Below are 15,852 nucleotides of genomic sequence, written 5' to 3'. Positions count from 1 at the left end.
GCCGGCCGACGCGTACGCGACAACGCCATGCCGGTCATCCGAGGGCGGCGAGCAGCTCCCGTTCGCGGGCGGCGCTGAGCCCGGCCGCGCGCGGCCGGTCGAGCCCCTCACTCCGCTCCCAGGCCAGCAGATCGGCGAGCAGCTCGGCGCGCGGGCGATGGCGCAGGCCGGCTGCGCGCGCCGCCTCCCCCGAACGGGCCGACCAGCCTTCCCACCCGGGCTGGACCAGCCACATCGGCAACGACTCAGGCCCCATGTACTCGTTGACCCCCTGGTCGAGCAGCCAGTCCGGGTCCGCGGCGACGAGCGGGCCGGTGTGGCCCGCCACGGCGCGGCACTGCTCGATCCACGTGCCGAACGGCACCACCGGGCCGACCGCGTTGTAGGTGCCGGAGATCCGCGCCTGCGCGCAGTCGAGCAGCCACGCCGCCAGGTCGCGCACGTCGATCACCTGAGTGGGCCGTTCCGGCGAGTCCGGCACGAGCATCGGCCCGTACGGGTCACGCGCGGCCCGGCACACCCAGTAGCCAGAACGGCCGCTCCGGTCGCCGGGCCCCCCGATCAGCCCGGCCCGCGCGATGAGCAGCCGGTCGCCCACCCGCTCGGCCGAGGCCCGCTCACAGGCGACCTTCGCCTCGCCGTACAGCTCCCTGTCCACCTCGTCCCGGTCCGTGGCCTCCAGCAGCGGAGCCGACTCGTCCGCCCCGGGCACGCCGTGAGAGGCGTAGACGTTGCCGGAGGACACATACGCCCAGTGCGCCGCGCGACCGCCCAGGGCCTCCAGCGCGCCGCGGACCAGACCCGGCTGCCACGACACCTCGACGACCGCGTCCCAGTCCCGCCCGCTCACCCGCTCGTACGCTCCCGGCGCCCGCCGGTCCGCACGGACCAGCGTCGCGCCGTCAGGCGGCGGCCCGCTCTCGCCCCGCGCCAGACAGGTCACCCGGTGCCCGCGCCCGATCGCCTGCCGAGCCACCTCACCGCCGAGCCAGGCGGTGCCGCCGAGGATGAGAAGATCCATGAGACCACCCAAACACCGCCGGCGACGAACCCGGACCAGATTCGCCTCCGGCGTAAGCCCACGACGGGACACCAGGCCCCGCCGCGCGGGAGCACCGCTAGCGTGTCGCGTCCAGCACCGGTTTCACGTCCACGATCGGGGTGCCGTCCACCGCCTCGAGACCGGACACCCGCACCCGGAGCCCTTCCACCGCGAGCACCCTGACCCGGTGCAGGCCCACAGGGTTGGGCCGGTCGGCGGACCGGGTGCTGAAGACACCCGTCAGCGGACGACGCGGATCGTCACGCGGATGCACGGCCAGCACGGACCGGTCCGCCAGATGCAGCCACGTGAGGACGAACACGTCGTCACCGACCGCGAGATCTCCGAGGCCCTCGGCCACGGCGGGATCGAACGACAGCCACGCCTCCGGAGCGCCCTCCACCCCCTGCTTCGGCGCGCTCGCCCGATCCGCCAAGGGCGACTCGACGACCCCCACGGGCCGGATCTCGTACGTCATGACTCCTCCGTACCGCATCCGGCCCGATCGCGGCACCCCCGCCCCGCCGGAATCAGCTCCCGGCCGGCGTGCCCGTGCCGTCCGTCGCCGGCAGGCCCGCCTCGCGCCACGCGCGGAAACCGCCGATGACGTCGGTGGACCGCGTCAGGCCCAGCTCGTGCAACGACGCCGCCGCCAGGCTGGAGGTGTAGCCCTCGGAACACAGCACGATCACCTCGACGTCGTACCCGGTCGCCTCCGGCAGCCGGGCCTCCCCCACCGGGTCGAAGCGCCATTCGAGGACGTTGCGCTCGACGACCAGCGCCCCCGGCACCTCGCCCTCCTCCGCCCGCTGGGCGGCCGGGCGGATGTCGACCACGACCGCTCCCCCGAGCCATCGGGCGTACGCGTCGGCGGGCGACAGCCGGTGCAACGACCTCCTCCGGTCGGCCAGGATCCGCTCGATGCTGCGCGCACCCGGCGGCGGCCCGCTCACCACTGCTCCGCCGTCTCTTCCACCCGCTTGACCAGGCCGGAACCGGTGAGGTCATAGCGGGTCATCACCGACAGCGGAGGCGAATAGACGTGCACGCTCACCGCCGGAGCGCCGGAGGTGTTGCGCACCTCGTGCACGTAGCCGGGGCCGAACTCGCGGACCTCGCCGGGGGCGAGTTCACGTTCGGCGGTCACGTCGTGCTCCCGCAGCGTGCCGAGGGCGACGGAGAACGCGCCTCGCGAGTCCCCGTGGTCGTGGAAGCCGGTCGTCTGACCGGGCAGCCAGCTGATCAGCCAGACCTCGTGGTCGTCGTCGTGGTGGAGCCGCTCGTACCAGCGCTCCTGAGTGTCCAGCCGCACGCGCCGCACCCACGTGTCGAGGTCAGCGGCCAGGGCGCGGGCGCGCTCCCCCAGGTCGAGCGCGGCCGGTGCGTAGGTCTTCACGGTCATGGTGGTTCTTTCTGATCTTGTCGTTCCGCCGGTTCGTCGTCATGCGGGGACGCGACACAGCGCGCTCGCCTGCCGTCCGAGGTCGACGGGCAGGTCTGACCAGAGAAGAGACCCGAGGTGCATGGCTCACAGCGTGGCCCAGATTCCCCACTAAGTCAACCTGAAAATAGGGTTTTGCTGGTGCCACTTTCCAGTCGCCGTCAGTTGCTTTGTGGGCTGACCAGGGAGGTTCGTTGCATGAGGGTGCCTTTACAATGTAGATCACTAAAGGTACAGCCGCTCCACGGGTACGAGCGCGTACTGGGAGAACCATCCCTGTCGCCCGTCATGGCCCAGGCCGGCGCACCAGACGCGGTCCCCCACCGGTCACTGCACCCCGCCGGGCGGGCGGCAGACGTGACGCCCGCCCGGCGGTCAGGGCTGCGCGCTCCGGTCGATCCCCAGCGTGGCGATGAGGTCCTCGTGCAGCTCGAACCAGACGCGATGGCAGGAGTCGACGTCGGTCCGGTCCACCCAGGCGGCCTCCCCCGCGCGGGCACGGGTCAAGGCCTCCGCGTAGCGCGTGTCGTAGCCGCGGAACCGGGTCAGAAGGCCCGCCAGGCGCTCGGCGAGCGGTACGAGCGCGCGGCCGACGGCGGCGAGCTCCCGGAGGATTCTGGCGTCCCAGACCGGATCGGAGTGGTCGTTGGTCGCCAGCCGATCACCCGCGACAGGCCGCAGCTGCCAGTCGGTGCAGGCCCGTCGCAGGGTGCCGTTCAGCGGGAGGAACGCGCGGTAGACCTCGCGGACCAGGCCGGCGCCGCCCACCTGTGCGAGCTCGGCCGCGAGCAGGCGCTCGTTCTCGGCCCGGCCGCGTTCGGTCAGCGACCAGCCGCCGTCGTCGGCGAAGGAGGTGTGCCGCACCCAGCCGAACGCCTCGGCGTCGAGCAGCGCCTCCTTCGTCTCCGCCGGGTCCAGCCCGAACCGCCGCGCGATCGCCGGCGTGTCGGCGTAGCCGGTGATCCGCACGGCGTGCAGGACCAGGAGTCCCGGCGGGGAGCCGACGGTCATGAGCCGGCGTCCTGCCTGGCCGCCAGGCGCATGTAGTGCTGCTGGCACGCCTGCGGCGAGTTGAAGCCCATGGCCTGCGCCATCTGCGCCCAGGTCAGCCCGGCGCCACGGGCCGTGAACAGCAGGGCCGACTCCAGGCCATGAACCTCGGCACGCGCGGCGGGCAGGAGGGCGAGCGCGCTCAGGATGTCGTCGGGGGCCAGGTCGGCGTTGCGCCAGGCGGCGAACGCCACGAGGTCGACGGCTGACGGCGGGACGGACGCGGGCCGCCAGGGGCGGGGGGTGAGCGCGTCCGCGCCGAGGCGCAGCAGGCGCTCGCGCGCGTCCTTCTCGCGCCGGGCCTGACCGTGGTCGGCGTGCGCCGCGCGGGCGATGTCCTCTTCGCGTGACATGCGTACGACTCTGCACTATCAACGGAATATTGTCAACTAAATGTTGAGGTCAGGGCGCCGGATGAGCAGGTGCGGAGATGCGAGGGAAGACAGGACAATCGGGTGGTGTTTGCGACAGTCAAAGGGCTTCCATGATGGAATGTGCGACAGGTAAAGTACAGGACTGTGACCACCTTCCGGATCAGTGAGGCCGCGGCGCTGCTCGGGGTCAGCGCCGACACCGTCCGCCGGTGGGTGGACGCGGGACGGCTGGCAGCCGGGCGCGACGAGCACGGCCACCGCCGGGTCGGCGGCGCCGACCTGGCCGCCTTCGCCCGCGCCCAGATCGGCTCCGCCGACGAGGGCGGCCGGTCCTCGGCGCGCAACCGCTTCCGCGGGATCGTCACCGAGGTGATCCGCGACGCGGTGATGGCCCAGGTGGAGATCGCCGCCGGACCGTTCCGGGTGGTGTCGCTCATGAGCCGGCAGGCCGCCGACGAGCTGGGCCTCGAACCGGGCGTGGTGGCCGTCGCGGTGATCAAGTCCACCAACGTCGTCGTGGAGATCCCCGGTCACGAGCGCGCGGCCGGCCAGCAGTGAGGAGCTCCGTGGTGCGCAGGCCGCTGTCGCGATGGACGGCCCTCGGGCGGGTGCTGGCGTTGCCCGTCGCTTTCGTGCTGGCCGGGATGGGCGGCTGTGGCGCCGGGGGGCCGGAGGCCGGCTCGGCCGAGGCCGCCGGCGGCGCGGACGCGCGGGAGGTCACGGTCTTCGCGGCGGCGTCGCTGACCGGGGCGTTCACCGAGCTCGGCGAGGTCTTCGAGGCCGCGCATCCGGGCACCACGGTGCGCTTCAACTTCGGCTCCAGCGCCACGCTCGCCCAGCAGATCGTCCAGGGCGCCCCGGCGGATGTGTTCGCGGCGGCCAGCCCGGCCACCATGAAGACGGTCACGGACGCGACGGCGGCCGGCTCCCCCACCACGTTCGCGCGCAACAGGCTGAGGATCGCCGTGCCCCCCGACAACCCGGCGCGGGTGGACGAGCTGAAGGACCTGACCGGCCCGGAGGTGAAGGTGGCGCTCTGCGCCGAGCAGGTGCCGTGCGGCGCCGCGGCGGTCAAGGCGCTGGAGGCGGCCGGGCTGAAGGTCACCCCGGTCACCCTGGAACAGGACGTCAAGGCCACGCTGACCAAGGTCCAGCTGGGCGAGGTGGACGCGGCGCTCGTGTACGAGACGGACGTGATCGCCGCGGCGGGCAAGGTGACCGGGATCGCGTTCCCCGAGGCCGATCTGGCGGTCAACGACTACCCGATCGCCACCCTGGCCGGGGCCGGCGACCCGGCCCGGCGGTTCGTCGACCTGGTGCTGTCGCAGCAGGGCAGGGACGTGCTGGCCGAGGCCGGCTTCGGGATTCCGTGATCTGAGATGAGCACGTCCGCGCCCGGAATCCCCGGCCCGGCGGAGCCCGCCCCCGACCGTGTGGTCTCCGGGAGGCCTCCGTGGATGCTCGTCGTGCCGGCGGTGGCGGGGCTGGCCTTCCTGGTGCTGCCGCTGGCCGGGCTGCTGATCCGCGCCCCCTGGTCCACGCTGCCGGCCCGGCTGGCCGAGCCGCACGTGCTGGAGGCGCTGCGGCTGTCGCTGGTGTCCGCGACCGTCGCGACCGCCTGCTGTCTCCTGCTCGGCGTGCCGCTGGCCTGGCTGCTGGCGCGGGTGCGGTTCCCCGGCCGCCGCCTGGTCCGCGCGCTGGTCACCGTGCCGCTGGTGCTGCCCCCGGTCGTGGGCGGGGTCGCGCTGCTGCTGGTCCTGGGCCGGCGCGGCCTGGTGGGACAGTGGCTGGAGTCCGCCTTCGGGGTGACGCTGCCGTTCACCACGGCGGGCGTGGTCGTCGCGGAGATGTTCGTCGCGATGCCCTTCCTGGTCATCAGCGTGGAAGGCGCGCTGCGTGGCGCCGACCAGCGCTTCGAGGAGGCCGCCGCCACGCTCGGCGCCTCCCGGTGGACCGTGTTCCGGCGGGTGACGCTGCCCATGGTCATGCCGGGCGTGGTGGCCGGGGCGGTGCTGTGCTGGGCGCGGGCGCTGGGCGAGTTCGGGGCGACGATCACGTTCGCGGGCAACTTCCCCGGCACCACCCGCACCATGCCCCTGGCGGTCTACCTCGCCCTGGAGACGGAGCCGGAGGCGGCCATCGTGCTCAGCCTGGTGCTGCTGGCCGTCTCGGTGATCATCCTGGCCGCGCTGCGCGACCGGTGGGTGAGCGCGCCATGACCCTGGACGCCCGGCTGGTGGTCACCAGGCCCGCCTTCACCCTCGACCTCGTCCTGCGGGCCGAGCGGGGGGAGGTCGTCGCGCTGCTGGGGCCCAACGGCGCCGGCAAGACCACCGCCCTGCGCGCCCTGGCCGGCCTCTCCCCCCTGTCCGGCGGGCACATCAGCCTGCGCGGCAGGCCGCTGCACACGCTGCCCGCCGAGAGCCGCCCGATCGGCATGGTCTTCCAGGACTACCTGCTCTTCCCGCACCTGAGCGCGCTGGACAACGTCGCCTTCGGGCCGCGCTGCCAGGGCGTCTCCAAGGCCGAGTCCCGCCGGGTCGCGGCCGAGCTGCTGGAGCGCGTCGGCCTCGCCGGCCACGCCGCCGCCAGGCCCCGTCAGCTGTCCGGCGGGCAGGCCCAGCGGGTCGCGCTGGCCCGCGCGCTGGCCGTGCGGCCCGAGCTGCTGCTGCTGGACGAGCCGCTGGCCGCGCTGGACGCCCACACCCGCCTGGAGGTCCGCTCCCGGCTCCGCCGTCATCTGGCCGAGTTCGACGGGGCCACCGTCCTGGTCACCCACGACCCTCTGGACGCCATGGTGCTGGCCGACCGGCTGGTCGTCATCGAGGGCGGCGCGGTGGTGCAGCAGGGCACGCCCGGCGAGGTCGCCCGCCGTCCGCGTACCGACTACGTGGCCCGGCTGGTCGGGCTCAACCTGTATCGCGGGGCGGCGGACGGGGGCCGGGTCGACGTGGGCGGGCTGCTGGTGCACACCTCCGAGCAGCTCGGCGGGCCGGCGTTCGTCGCCTTCCCGCCCACCGCCGTGGCGCTCTACCGCTCCCGTCCCGACGGCAGCCCGCGCAACCTGTGGCAGGCCACCATCGAGGGCATCGAACGCCACGGCGACAACGTCCGCGTGCACCTCGACGGCCCGGTCACCGCCTTCGCCGACGTCACCCCCGCCGCCGTCGCCGACCTCGACCTGACCCCCGGCCAGCGGATCTGGGCCTCGGTCAAGGCCACCGAGACCCACGCCTACCCGGCGTGAACGCGGGCCCGCCTAGCGCGGGCGCAGTCCCGCGACGAGGAGCCCGACCATGCGGCGGGCGTCGTAGCGGGGGTCGCCGGCGCCGACGCAGAGGTTCCCGACGCCGCGCATGAGCTCCAGGGCGTCCTGGCCGGGGCGGATCTCCCCGGCGGCGGCCGCGGCGTCGAGCAGCGCGGCGCACACCGGCACCAGGCGGTCCAGGAAGTAGGCGTGCAGGGCCTGGAAGCCGGCGTCGTCGGACTGCAGGACGGCGGCCAGGCCGTGCTTGGTGACCAGGAAGTCCGCGAACAGGTCGATCCACCGCTCCAGCGCCGCGTAGGGCGTCGGACCGGCCTCCAGCAGCGCCGGCCCGGCCTCGGCGCAGGACTCGATCTGGTGGCGGTAGACGGCGATGATCAGGTCCGCCCTCGTGGGGAAATGGCGGTAGATCGTGGCCGTCCCGACGCCGGCCCTGGCCGCGATGTCGCGGATCGGCGCGTCCACGCCCGAGGTCACGAAGATCGCGGCGGCCGCGTCGAGCAGGGTCTTCTCGTTGCGGCGCGCGTCCGCGCGTTTGGGCCGGGCGGGCCGCGCCGCGCTCCGGTCGTTCATCGCACCGTACTCCTCCGCCGGGTTGATAAACGGGACACTGTCCCGTATCGTCAAACGGGACGGCGTCCCGCTTCCTCATCATGCCAGAGCGCGGACCTGCCGGCCAACCAGGCCGCGCCGCCATGGAGCGCCGCACCATCCTTCCGAGAGCGAGGAACAACCTCCTATGAGCCATTCAGCCCTGATGACGACCGACCCGGTCCCCGGCGTGCCGCCCACCCCGGTCGTCTCCGCGAAGCCGGTCGCGCTGCCCGCCCCGGGCCGCGGCACCGAGCTGCGGGTGCGCGTGTCCGCGCCCGCCGAGGGGCGCGACCTGCCCGTCGTCGTCTTCTCGCACGGCTTCGGCGAGTCCATGGACGGGTACGCCCCGCTGGCCGACCACTGGGCCGCCCACGGCTTCGCGGTGGTCCAGCCCACCCATCTCGACTCCAGGACGCTCAACCTGCCCGCGGACGACCCCCGCACCCCGTCGATCTGGCGGATCAGGGTCGACGACCTCACCCGCGTCCTCGACCGCCTCGACCTCGTCGAGGCCGCCGTGCCCGGCCTCGGCGGGCGCCTGGACCGGGGCCGGATCGCCGTGGCCGGACACTCCTGGGGCGCCCAGACGGCGAGCGTGCTGCTGGGCGCGCGGGTCCTCGACCCCGGCGGCGGGCCGGGCGAGGACCTGTCCGATCCGCGGGTGACCGCGGGGATCCTGTTCGCCGCGCCGGGCGAGGGGGGCGCCGGCCTGACTCCGTTCGCGGCCGAGCACCTGCCCTTCATGCACCCGGACTTCACCGGCATGACCACGCCGGCCCTGGTGGTCGCGGGCGACGCCGACCGGTCCCACCTGACGGTCAGGGGGCCGGACTGGTTCACCGACCCGTACCGTCTGAGCCCCGGCGACAAGAGCCTGCTCACGCTCTTCGGGGGTGAGCACTCGCTCGGCGGGATCTCCGGATACGCCGTCACCGAGACGACGGACGAGAGTCCTGAGCGCGTCGCCCTGATCCAGCGGCTCACCGTGGCCTACCTGCGCAGCGCGTTCGACCCGGAGGATCCCAGCTGGCCGGCGGCGTGCGCGGCGCTGCGGGAGAGCGCCGACCCGCTGGGGCGGATCGACTCCAAGTAGGGCCCCGCGCAGGGCCGTGCGGCCCTTCACCTTGACCAGCGTGGCGCCCTCGGCGTGGGCGGCGTGCACCAGGTCGGTCAGGACCGCGGCGGGCAGCCCGCGACCGTCGAAGGGGAAGCGGTTGGTGCGCCGGTGCGGGATCATCTCGTACAGCAGCCGCTCGTCCTGGCCGGGCGGATCGGTGACCGCGAGCAGCCGTTCGAGGTCGGCGTGCAGCTCCATGGTGGCCTCGTCGACGCAGCGGAAGCGCCACGGCTGGCTGTTGTGCACCGACGGCGCCGCCGCGGCGGCGTTCACCATCCTGCTCACGCCGCCGGGGTCGCGAACGGGAGCTCCCGGGGCGCCGCCTCGGGGACCGCGCCGATCTCGGTCATCGGGGTACCTCCGGCAGAAGGGATGACAGCGGACATAGAGGTACCATCCCGCGCTCCGCCGCGACCCCGTCAGGGACCAAGGTCCCGCCGTTGGGCCGTTCCGGCCGGGAGCCCGCGGGGCCGGTCCCTGTAACCTTTCCTCATGACCACGCACGACCTCGCCAGCCTCGTCCACTTGCGGCGGGCGCGTGATCTGATCGACCGTGAGTACGCGCGCCCGCTCGACGTGCCGACGATGGCCCGCCACGCCCTCATGTCTCCCGCCCACTTCTCGCGGCAGTTCCGGGCCGCCTACGGTGAGACGCCCTACAGCTACCTCATGACCCGCCGCATCGAGCGCGCGATGGCGCTGCTGCGCGCGGGCGTCAGCGTCACCGACGCGTGCATGGCCGTCGGCTGCACGTCGCTCGGCTCGTTCAGCTCACGCTTCACCGAGCTGCTGGGAGAGACGCCGAGCGCCTACCGCGCCAGGGAGCACCACGCCGTGACCTCGATGCCCCCGTGTGTGGCGAAGCTGCACACCCGGCCGACCAAGAACACCTCGGCCAAGAACACCTCGGCCAGGAACACGCCGAGCAGGTTCCGAGAAGCGCGGCGCGAGTCCGCCGCCTAACGTCGGTCGTATGACCATCGCACTGCACTACTGCCACATCACCGTCGACGACGTGGACGAGGCGCTCGCCTTCTACCGCGACGCGCTCGGTCTGGAGGTGCTCGACGACGTCCCGGCCGGCGAGTTCCGCTGGGTCACCCTCGGCAGCCCCGACCAGCCGGACGTGGCGCTCGTGCTCTCCGAACCGCACGCGGGCCGGTCCCAGGCCGACGGCGACGCCCTGCGGGAGCTGCTCGTCAAGGGCGTACTGCCCATGGTGATCTTCCGTACCGACGACCTGGACGCGACCTTCGAACGGGTCCGCTCCTCCGGGGCCGAGGTGCTGCAGGAGCCCATCGACCAGCCCTGGGGGCCGCGTGACTGCGCCTTCCGCGACCCGTCGGGCACCATGGTGCGGATCTCCCAGGAGCCGGGGGTTCTCAGGTGAAGCGGCGGTAGCTGACGGCACGCCCGTCGTCCGCGACGTTCGCCACCTGGACGACCGTCGTGGAATTGGGCGCGTGGATCATCTGGCCGTTGCCGATGTAGACGCCCACGTGACCTGCGGGATCGCCGAAGAAGACCATGTCGCCCGGCTGCGGGGTGCTGACCGGCTTGCCGCTGGCCTGATATCCGGCGGCGGTCGTGTCGCCGATCTCGATCCCCGCCTGGTTGAGCACGTAGTAGACGAGCCCGCTGCAGTCGAAGGCGTTCGGCCCGTTGGCCCCCCACACGTACGGCTTGCCGAGATGCAGGCGCGCGGCCTCGACGATGCGGTCCCCGGTGGCGGTGCCCGGCTCGAACGGCAGCGGCGCCGGCGGCTCGCCCGTGCCGCCCCCGCCGCCGGGCCCGGCCGACGAGGTGGAGCCGTTGCCGGCGGGCGGAGTCCCACCGTTGCCGGCGGGGGTCGCCGGCGGCGGGGCGTCCTCCGGGAGCGGCGACGGCTTCCATTCGACGGTGTGGCCCGGTGCCGGCACGAACGTCTGGTCGCCGGGCGCCTTGATGGCGGCGAAGGTCGCCTCCTGCCCGCCCAGCTGATCCTTGATCGCTTTCATCGCGTTGGAGACGGCCGTGTTCGCCGTCTTCTGGTGCGGCGTGGCCTGGCTGATCGCGTTGCTGACCTCGGCGGCGACGGCGTCTTCGTCTTTGGTGTTCTTGCCGGCGTAGTCGATCAGGCGGCTGCAGATCGAGGCGATGGTCGACTCGGCCGTCTCCAGCGCCTCCGCCGCCGTGCCGAGGGAGGCCGCGCTCTTCGCCAGCACGTCGTGGAGCGCGGCGCCCGCCTTCCGGTAGCCGCCCATGTAGCCGTCGAAGGCGTCGGCCGACGCGCCCTGCCAGGCGGTGTCCACGTCCTGGACGGCCGTCTTGACGCGCCCGGTCAGCTCACTCACCGTTCCGGCCGTCTTCTCCCACCGGTCGGCGATGCCGCGGATGGACGCGGGGTCGCCGCTGACGCTGCGCAGGATCGCGGCGAGCTCCCCGCCGCGACCCGGTAATTGGGAGACCCGCGTGGCCAGGTCCATCAGGTCCCCCCGCTGGCCTTGTTGGCCGTGCGGACGTTCTGCTCCACCTTGTCCAGGGCGCGCTCGACACCTTCGAGCTTCTTGCCGGCGTGTCCGAGCTCGGTGTCGGCCAGGTCCTCCACCTGGCCGACGAGGCCGGCCAGGCCGGTGGAGTCGTCCAGCTTGCCGAAGATCGAGGCGTCGGTGTTCTTGACCGGATAGCCGGCGCCCAGCTCGGTGAACCGCCTGGCGGCCTTGCGGGCGGCCGACGCGCAGTCGTCCAGCGTCTGGAAGTGGAGAAGGCCCGGCACCAGCAGATCACCCCACATCGTCGATCGTGATCGTCCTTGCGACGCATCATATTGCCCGATATCCACAAAAGGCACACGTGTCACAGAGGAGACAAACCATTGGCGGCCGCACCGCCCGGCGCTCTACCGTCAGCCGGTGCGTGATTTCCCTGACGGGTTCGGCGCGGCCGACCTGGTGGCGACGCTGAGGCGACCCTCACGAGCCCCGGTGGCGGCGGGCCGTTCTCGGCCGAGGCGCGGGCGCTGGTCGAGGCGCATGCCGGGGCGGTGCTGGAGCGCCTGGCGGAGTTCGACCGGCTGGCCGCGCGGGTGCGCGAGCGCGGTGACGGGCTGGTGGTGACGCACGGCGAGCCGCATCCGGGCAACCTGATCCGGCGCGCCGACGGCTCACTGCTGCTGGTCGACTGGGACACGGTGGGGCTGGCGGTGCCCGAGCGCGACCTCTCCGTGGTCTCCCGCGATCCGGCCGGGCTGGACGCCTACACGCGCGTCACGGGCAGGCGGGTGGACGCGGCGGCGCTCGCGCTGTACCGGCTGCGGTGGGCGCTGGCCGACGTGGCGGACTTCGCCATGCTGCTGTGCGGGCCGCACGAGCGCACGCCGGACACCGAGACCGCCAGGGACGGCCTCGCCTGGACCGTCGGGCGGCTCGCCGCGGGCCCGTGGTCGCCGCCCGGCTGAGCGTCGCCCGGCAGGCCGGAGGCACGGCCGAGCGGCGGGTCCCGTCGTCAGGAGGCGACCCGTTGCGAGGCCAGATCGGTCACCCTGATGCCGAGTTCCGGCACGACGGGTTCGTCCCCGGCCGCCCGCAGGACGTCGGCGAGCTCCCAGGCGGCCGTCCCGTCGCCGCGGAAGGCCAGGGCGCGCAGGCCGGACTCCTCCCCGGTGGCGAGCACGAGGTCGGCCCCGGCCGGCCAGGTGAAGCGGGAGACCTCGCGCTCCAGCGCGGTCTCGGCGCCGCCGAGGATGTCGTGGAGCACCCGCCGCGCGAGGTCCCACCGCGAGATCCGCCCGGCGACCGCGGGCAGGGCGGCGGGTGCGGCCGACGGTTCCGGCCACGGGGGCGTACGGTGCAGGCCGGGGTAGTCGGCGGCGAGCGTCTCCGGCATCTCCGCCGCCTGGACCATCTGCACGAGGAAGCCCAGGCCGGTGTCCCGCGGGTGCAGGAACGCCTCCTGCCACTGTTCGTACTCCAGGTTGACCAGGATCGGCTCGAACCCGGCCGCGCGGGCCACGGCGAGGGTGTCCCCGATGTCGCGCACCTTGAAGGTGATGTGGTGCGGGCGGGCCCGCACGCCGGCGCCGTCGAGGAAGCGGCGGACGAACGAGGACGGGTCGGAGCCGGGGGCGAGCAGTTCGACGCGCATGTCGTTGGCGTACTCGATCTGCGCCGGATGGAAGGCGCCACCCTGCTCGTAGCCGCTGCGCCAGCGGCCGCCGAACCGTCCGGCGAGAACGGGGCCGGCCTGGGCCCAGTCCCGCACGGCGAGAGCGACATGATCCAGCGAGTAAGCCGTCATGAGACCCCTAATTTTGGACGAAAATCGTCCATTTTACGCTAGGGCGGGCGCCGGACCGTGTCAAGATCCGGGATCCCGGTAGTGGACGGCGGAGAGCACGAAGTCCACGATCTCCTCGACCAGGACGTTCCGGCGCGCGGCCAGGGCGGGCATCTGGCTGATCGGCGTGGACAGGAACCGGTTGGTCAGGATGCCGGCGACCGCGTCCAGGACCAGCGCGGGAGACGTGCCCGCCGGCAGCTCGCCGCGGTCGATGGCGCCGACCACGATGGCGCGGCCGATCCTGATGCGCTCGCGCTGGAACGACTCCAGCGCCTGCCCGAACAGCTCGGGATAGACCCGGGCCTCGATCTGGGCGCGCAGGTAGACCAGCCCCCGGGGCTCCAGGTAGCTGTCCAGGATCTCGCCCGCCATCCGGAGCAGGTCCGCCCGCAGTGTGCCCGCGGCCCTCTCCTCCGGATGCCGCGGCAGCCCGGTGGCCAGCGCGGCCACGATCAGCTTCTCCTTGCTCCCCCACTTGCCGTAGAGCGTGGCCTTGCCCACATGGGCCCGGCGGGCCAGCGCGTCGAAGCTGAACCCGGCCCAGCCGACCTCCCCGTACAGCTCCAGGGCCGCGGCGTGGACGCGGGTCTCGAGGTCGGGGTCCGGTGGACGGCCTCGTGCGGTCACGGGCTCAGTGTGCCAGATCGGGTGATCATCGCCGCAGCAGCTCGGCGATCGGAAGCCCGGCGGCCGGGGGCGTGCCGGGCTTCCGGTCGCTCTACCGGGCGGACTAAGGGGCGGACTGTCGGGCGGCGCGGGCGGCGCGGGCGGCCTCCACCTTCAGGGCGTCCCGCTCGGGGTTGGCCAGGAGGGCGAAGAGCGCGCCACCGGCGATGGCGACGCCGCCGGCCATCATGAACACGTCGACGTAGCCGTCGGCCCCGGCCCCCGCCGCCTTGGCGGAGTCGAGGACCACGCCCGCCAGCCACGGCCCGACCACGGACAGCAGGCCGCTCAGGGCCAGGCCGATGGTCAGGACGCTGGTGCGCTGCGCCGCCGGGACGATCTGCGCGAGCGTCGGGTTGGCGACCGCGTAGATGCTCGTGACCAGGCCGTAGCCGAGCATGAGCAGCGCCATGGGTCCGGCGACCCCGGAGACGAGCGGCAGGGCCAGCAGGGAGAGCCCGCCGGCCGCCACCAGCCCGCCGCCGATCAGCACGCGGACCACGCGGGCGGGCACGCCCCTGGTGAGCGCCTTGTCGCCGAGCGGCCCGTAGAGGAACAGGAAGATCACCGACATGATGCTCGGCACCCCGAACAGCGATCCGGCCATGACGGCGGAGAAGCCCAGCCCCTCCTGGAAGTACGACGGCAGCCAGGTGAGCACGATGACCACGAGGATGCCGGCCGCGGTGAAGACGGCGAGGTAGCCGAGGAAGGTGCCGGTCAGCAGGATGGACAGCAGCGGCGCGCGCCTGCCCGCCGCGGGGTCGGCCGGGCCCGCCGCGGCGGCCTGCGCCTCCGCCGGAGCGGCGTCGGCCGCGTACGGGCCGGTCCTGCCGATGAACGCCCAGACGACGCACCAGACGAAGCCCATGATCGCGACGGTGAGGAAGCCGGCTTCCCAGCTGAACGCGGCGATGATGACGACGATGACCGGGGCGAAGATCAGTTTGCCGAAGGACGCCCCGGTGGTCAGGATCGCCGCCGGCAGTCCGCGCCGCTCGTTGGGCCACCAGGAGTAGGCGATGGAGTGCATCAGCGAGTTCGCCGGCGCGTCGGCCGCGCCCAGGACGAGCCGGGTCGCCAGCAGCAGCCCCGCCGAGGCGGCGAAGAAGATGGGCAGCTGGAGCAGCGACCAGATCAGGACGAGGGTGAACAGGGTGTTCTTCAGCGGCAGCCGGTCGGCCACGAAGGCGAACAGCAGGGCCGCGATCGGGCTGAGCAGGCTCGCCGCGCTGCTGATCGCGCCGAACTCGGCGGCCGACAGGCCGAGGTCCGCCATCGCGGGCTGGGCGACCAGTCCCAGGATGGCCCGGTCGAGATAGCTGATCAGGGTGGAGCCGAGCAGCATCAGGGTGATGGCCCATGCCATGATCGGCCGGCTCTTCCTCGGCCGATCCGGCACTGTCGCGGTGTCCGTGGTGGTGGGCTCGCTCTGCGGTGGAACACGCTCGCTGACCATGGAGGCTCCTTGCGATGACGTCGCTGACCGCACCCGGGCGGGGACCGCGTGCGGGCATGGTGCGGGGGGTCGGCTCCCGGGGATCGGTGGGGAGCCGGATCAAGCGGGAAGGGGCCGGCTCGGACGCGCGGCCGTCCGGTCGATGACGGCGGCGCGCGACGAGCCTGTGGACCGTGCCAACGGCATGCGTGACGGGGGTGCCGGCGCCCCGTCCGCGGACGTCTTCCGGAGGACGAATCGGTGCGCGAAGGTGCTGCTGTGGTGGCGATACGCTGCGGAATTAATTTAGACGAAATGCGTCTGCAATGAGACGCTAAGGTCCGTCCCCCGGAGTGTCAAGCCTCTTGGTCGCCTCTTCCCCGGCGATCACCACCGGCGGGTGGGTCAGCCGGTCCAGCCCAGGAAAGCCGCACCCGCGCTCATCGCGGCCCACCAGAGACCCAGGGAGACGGCCGGGGTCAGCAGCCCCCACGGGGAGCGCTTCCGTACCGCCTGGATCGCGGCCGCCAGAAGGGCCGGCCACACTC

The 15,852-nt window shown here is 73.2% G+C and carries 21 protein-coding genes; 8 read left to right on the top strand and 13 right to left on the bottom strand.

What is annotated here, in order from left to right; genetic code table 11:
- Positions 1–34: 34 nt before the first annotated feature.
- The 6 genes from ACQEUU_RS20640 to ACQEUU_RS20615 all read right to left on the bottom strand — a co-directional run bounded on the left by ACQEUU_RS20640 (position 35) and on the right by ACQEUU_RS20615 (position 3,886).
- Positions 35–1,021 (bottom strand): NAD-dependent epimerase/dehydratase family protein, encoded by a 987-nt coding sequence (locus tag ACQEUU_RS20640; protein ID WP_433068229.1) that lies wholly within the window; start codon positions 1,019–1,021, stop codon positions 35–37.
- A gap of 97 nt (positions 1,022–1,118) precedes the next feature.
- On the bottom strand, positions 1,119–1,520 hold the full coding sequence (tsaA, locus tag ACQEUU_RS20635; protein WP_433068227.1) for a tRNA (N6-threonylcarbamoyladenosine(37)-N6)-methyltransferase TrmO: 402 nt from the start codon (positions 1,518–1,520) through the stop codon (positions 1,119–1,121).
- A 52-nt stretch (positions 1,521–1,572) separates the two neighbouring features.
- A complete protein-coding gene (locus ACQEUU_RS20630; protein WP_433068225.1) occupies positions 1,573–1,995 on the bottom strand; it encodes a rhodanese-like domain-containing protein in 423 nt (140 codons plus the stop codon).
- Positions 1,992–2,444, bottom strand: coding sequence for a cysteine dioxygenase (locus tag ACQEUU_RS20625; RefSeq protein WP_433068224.1), 453 nt, complete (start codon positions 2,442–2,444; stop codon positions 1,992–1,994). The genes ACQEUU_RS20630 and ACQEUU_RS20625 overlap by 4 nt, the downstream gene beginning before the upstream one ends.
- A 414-nt stretch (positions 2,445–2,858) precedes the next feature.
- Positions 2,859–3,494, bottom strand: coding sequence for a transcriptional regulator (locus ACQEUU_RS20620; protein WP_433068222.1), 636 nt, complete (start codon positions 3,492–3,494; stop codon positions 2,859–2,861).
- Entirely contained in the window at positions 3,491–3,886 is a 396-nt protein-coding gene (locus ACQEUU_RS20615; protein ID WP_433068221.1) for a DNA-binding protein, read from the bottom strand. Before ACQEUU_RS20615 ends, ACQEUU_RS20620 begins: the two co-directional genes overlap by 4 nt.
- Before the next feature lie 165 nt (positions 3,887–4,051).
- Between ACQEUU_RS20615 and ACQEUU_RS20610 the strand changes: the two genes are divergently transcribed.
- Genes ACQEUU_RS20610 through ACQEUU_RS20595 form a run of 4 tightly spaced genes read left to right on the top strand, consistent with a single transcriptional unit; the run spans position 4,052 to position 7,154 of the window.
- Entirely contained in the window at positions 4,052–4,465 is a 414-nt protein-coding gene (locus ACQEUU_RS20610; RefSeq protein WP_433068219.1) for a TOBE domain-containing protein, read from the top strand.
- A gap of 11 nt (positions 4,466–4,476) precedes the next feature.
- On the top strand, positions 4,477–5,280 hold the full coding sequence (modA, locus tag ACQEUU_RS20605) for a molybdate ABC transporter substrate-binding protein (RefSeq protein WP_433068217.1): 804 nt from the start codon (positions 4,477–4,479) through the stop codon (positions 5,278–5,280).
- A gap of 6 nt (positions 5,281–5,286) precedes the next feature.
- Positions 5,287–6,126: an ABC transporter permease gene (locus ACQEUU_RS20600; protein ID WP_433068215.1), complete on the top strand. Its 840-nt coding sequence runs from the start codon at positions 5,287–5,289 to the stop codon at positions 6,124–6,126.
- Positions 6,123–7,154 (top strand): ABC transporter ATP-binding protein, encoded by a 1,032-nt coding sequence (locus ACQEUU_RS20595; RefSeq protein WP_433068213.1) that lies wholly within the window; start codon positions 6,123–6,125, stop codon positions 7,152–7,154. The genes ACQEUU_RS20600 and ACQEUU_RS20595 overlap by 4 nt, the downstream gene beginning before the upstream one ends.
- A gap of 12 nt (positions 7,155–7,166) precedes the next feature.
- Here ACQEUU_RS20595 and ACQEUU_RS20590 read toward each other — a convergent pair whose 3' ends face one another.
- The gene (locus ACQEUU_RS20590; protein WP_433068211.1) at positions 7,167–7,745 is read right to left on the bottom strand and encodes a TetR/AcrR family transcriptional regulator; all 579 of its coding nucleotides are present in this window, start codon (positions 7,743–7,745) and stop codon (positions 7,167–7,169) included.
- A gap of 166 nt (positions 7,746–7,911) precedes the next feature.
- Between ACQEUU_RS20590 and ACQEUU_RS20585 the strand changes: the two genes are divergently transcribed.
- The 3 genes from ACQEUU_RS20585 (at position 7,912) to ACQEUU_RS20575 (ending at position 10,273) form a co-directional block, all read left to right on the top strand.
- Positions 7,912–8,859, top strand: coding sequence for an alpha/beta hydrolase family protein (locus tag ACQEUU_RS20585; RefSeq protein WP_433068210.1), 948 nt, complete (start codon positions 7,912–7,914; stop codon positions 8,857–8,859).
- A gap of 516 nt (positions 8,860–9,375) precedes the next feature.
- Entirely contained in the window at positions 9,376–9,846 is a 471-nt protein-coding gene (locus ACQEUU_RS20580; protein ID WP_433068209.1) for a helix-turn-helix transcriptional regulator, read from the top strand.
- A 10-nt stretch (positions 9,847–9,856) separates the two neighbouring features.
- A complete protein-coding gene (locus ACQEUU_RS20575; RefSeq protein WP_433068207.1) occupies positions 9,857–10,273 on the top strand; it encodes a VOC family protein in 417 nt (138 codons plus the stop codon).
- Here ACQEUU_RS20575 and ACQEUU_RS20570 read toward each other — a convergent pair.
- Positions 10,266–11,348, bottom strand: a complete 1,083-nt coding sequence (locus tag ACQEUU_RS20570) for a WXG100 family type VII secretion target (RefSeq protein WP_433068205.1) — start codon at positions 11,346–11,348, stop codon at positions 10,266–10,268. The genes ACQEUU_RS20575 and ACQEUU_RS20570 overlap by 8 nt on opposite strands.
- Positions 11,348–11,656, bottom strand: a complete 309-nt coding sequence (locus tag ACQEUU_RS20565; RefSeq protein ID WP_433068203.1) for a hypothetical protein — start codon at positions 11,654–11,656, stop codon at positions 11,348–11,350. The genes ACQEUU_RS20570 and ACQEUU_RS20565 overlap by 1 nt, the downstream gene beginning before the upstream one ends.
- A 225-nt stretch (positions 11,657–11,881) precedes the next feature.
- Here ACQEUU_RS20565 and ACQEUU_RS20560 point away from each other — a divergent pair, with 225 nt between their 5' ends.
- Complete coding sequence (locus ACQEUU_RS20560; RefSeq protein WP_433071911.1) at positions 11,882–12,319, top strand: phosphotransferase family protein; 438 nt, start codon at positions 11,882–11,884, stop codon at positions 12,317–12,319.
- 47 nt (positions 12,320–12,366) lie between these two features.
- Here the strand turns inward: ACQEUU_RS20560 and ACQEUU_RS20555 are convergent, their stop codons facing one another.
- From ACQEUU_RS20555 to ACQEUU_RS20540, 4 genes are all read right to left on the bottom strand, one after another.
- Positions 12,367–13,158, bottom strand: a complete 792-nt coding sequence (locus ACQEUU_RS20555) for a VOC family protein (protein WP_433068202.1) — start codon at positions 13,156–13,158, stop codon at positions 12,367–12,369.
- 60 nt (positions 13,159–13,218) lie between these two features.
- On the bottom strand, positions 13,219–13,827 hold the full coding sequence (locus tag ACQEUU_RS20550; RefSeq protein WP_433068200.1) for a TetR/AcrR family transcriptional regulator: 609 nt from the start codon (positions 13,825–13,827) through the stop codon (positions 13,219–13,221).
- Between the two features lie 103 nt (positions 13,828–13,930).
- Complete coding sequence (locus ACQEUU_RS20545) at positions 13,931–15,325, bottom strand: MFS transporter (protein WP_433068199.1); 1,395 nt, start codon at positions 15,323–15,325, stop codon at positions 13,931–13,933.
- Between the two features lie 384 nt (positions 15,326–15,709).
- A complete protein-coding gene (locus ACQEUU_RS20540; RefSeq protein ID WP_433068197.1) occupies positions 15,710–15,850 on the bottom strand; it encodes a hypothetical protein in 141 nt (46 codons plus the stop codon).
- Positions 15,851–15,852 lie beyond the last annotated feature (2 nt).

The sequence above is a fragment of the Nonomuraea sp. CA-218870 genome, assembly GCF_050936535.1.
In the GTDB taxonomy this organism is placed as follows: Bacteria; Actinomycetota; Actinomycetes; order Streptosporangiales; family Streptosporangiaceae; genus Nonomuraea; species Nonomuraea corallina.
Note: the sequence above shows the minus strand (reverse complement) of the source record. Positions and strands in the feature narration are given on the sequence as shown.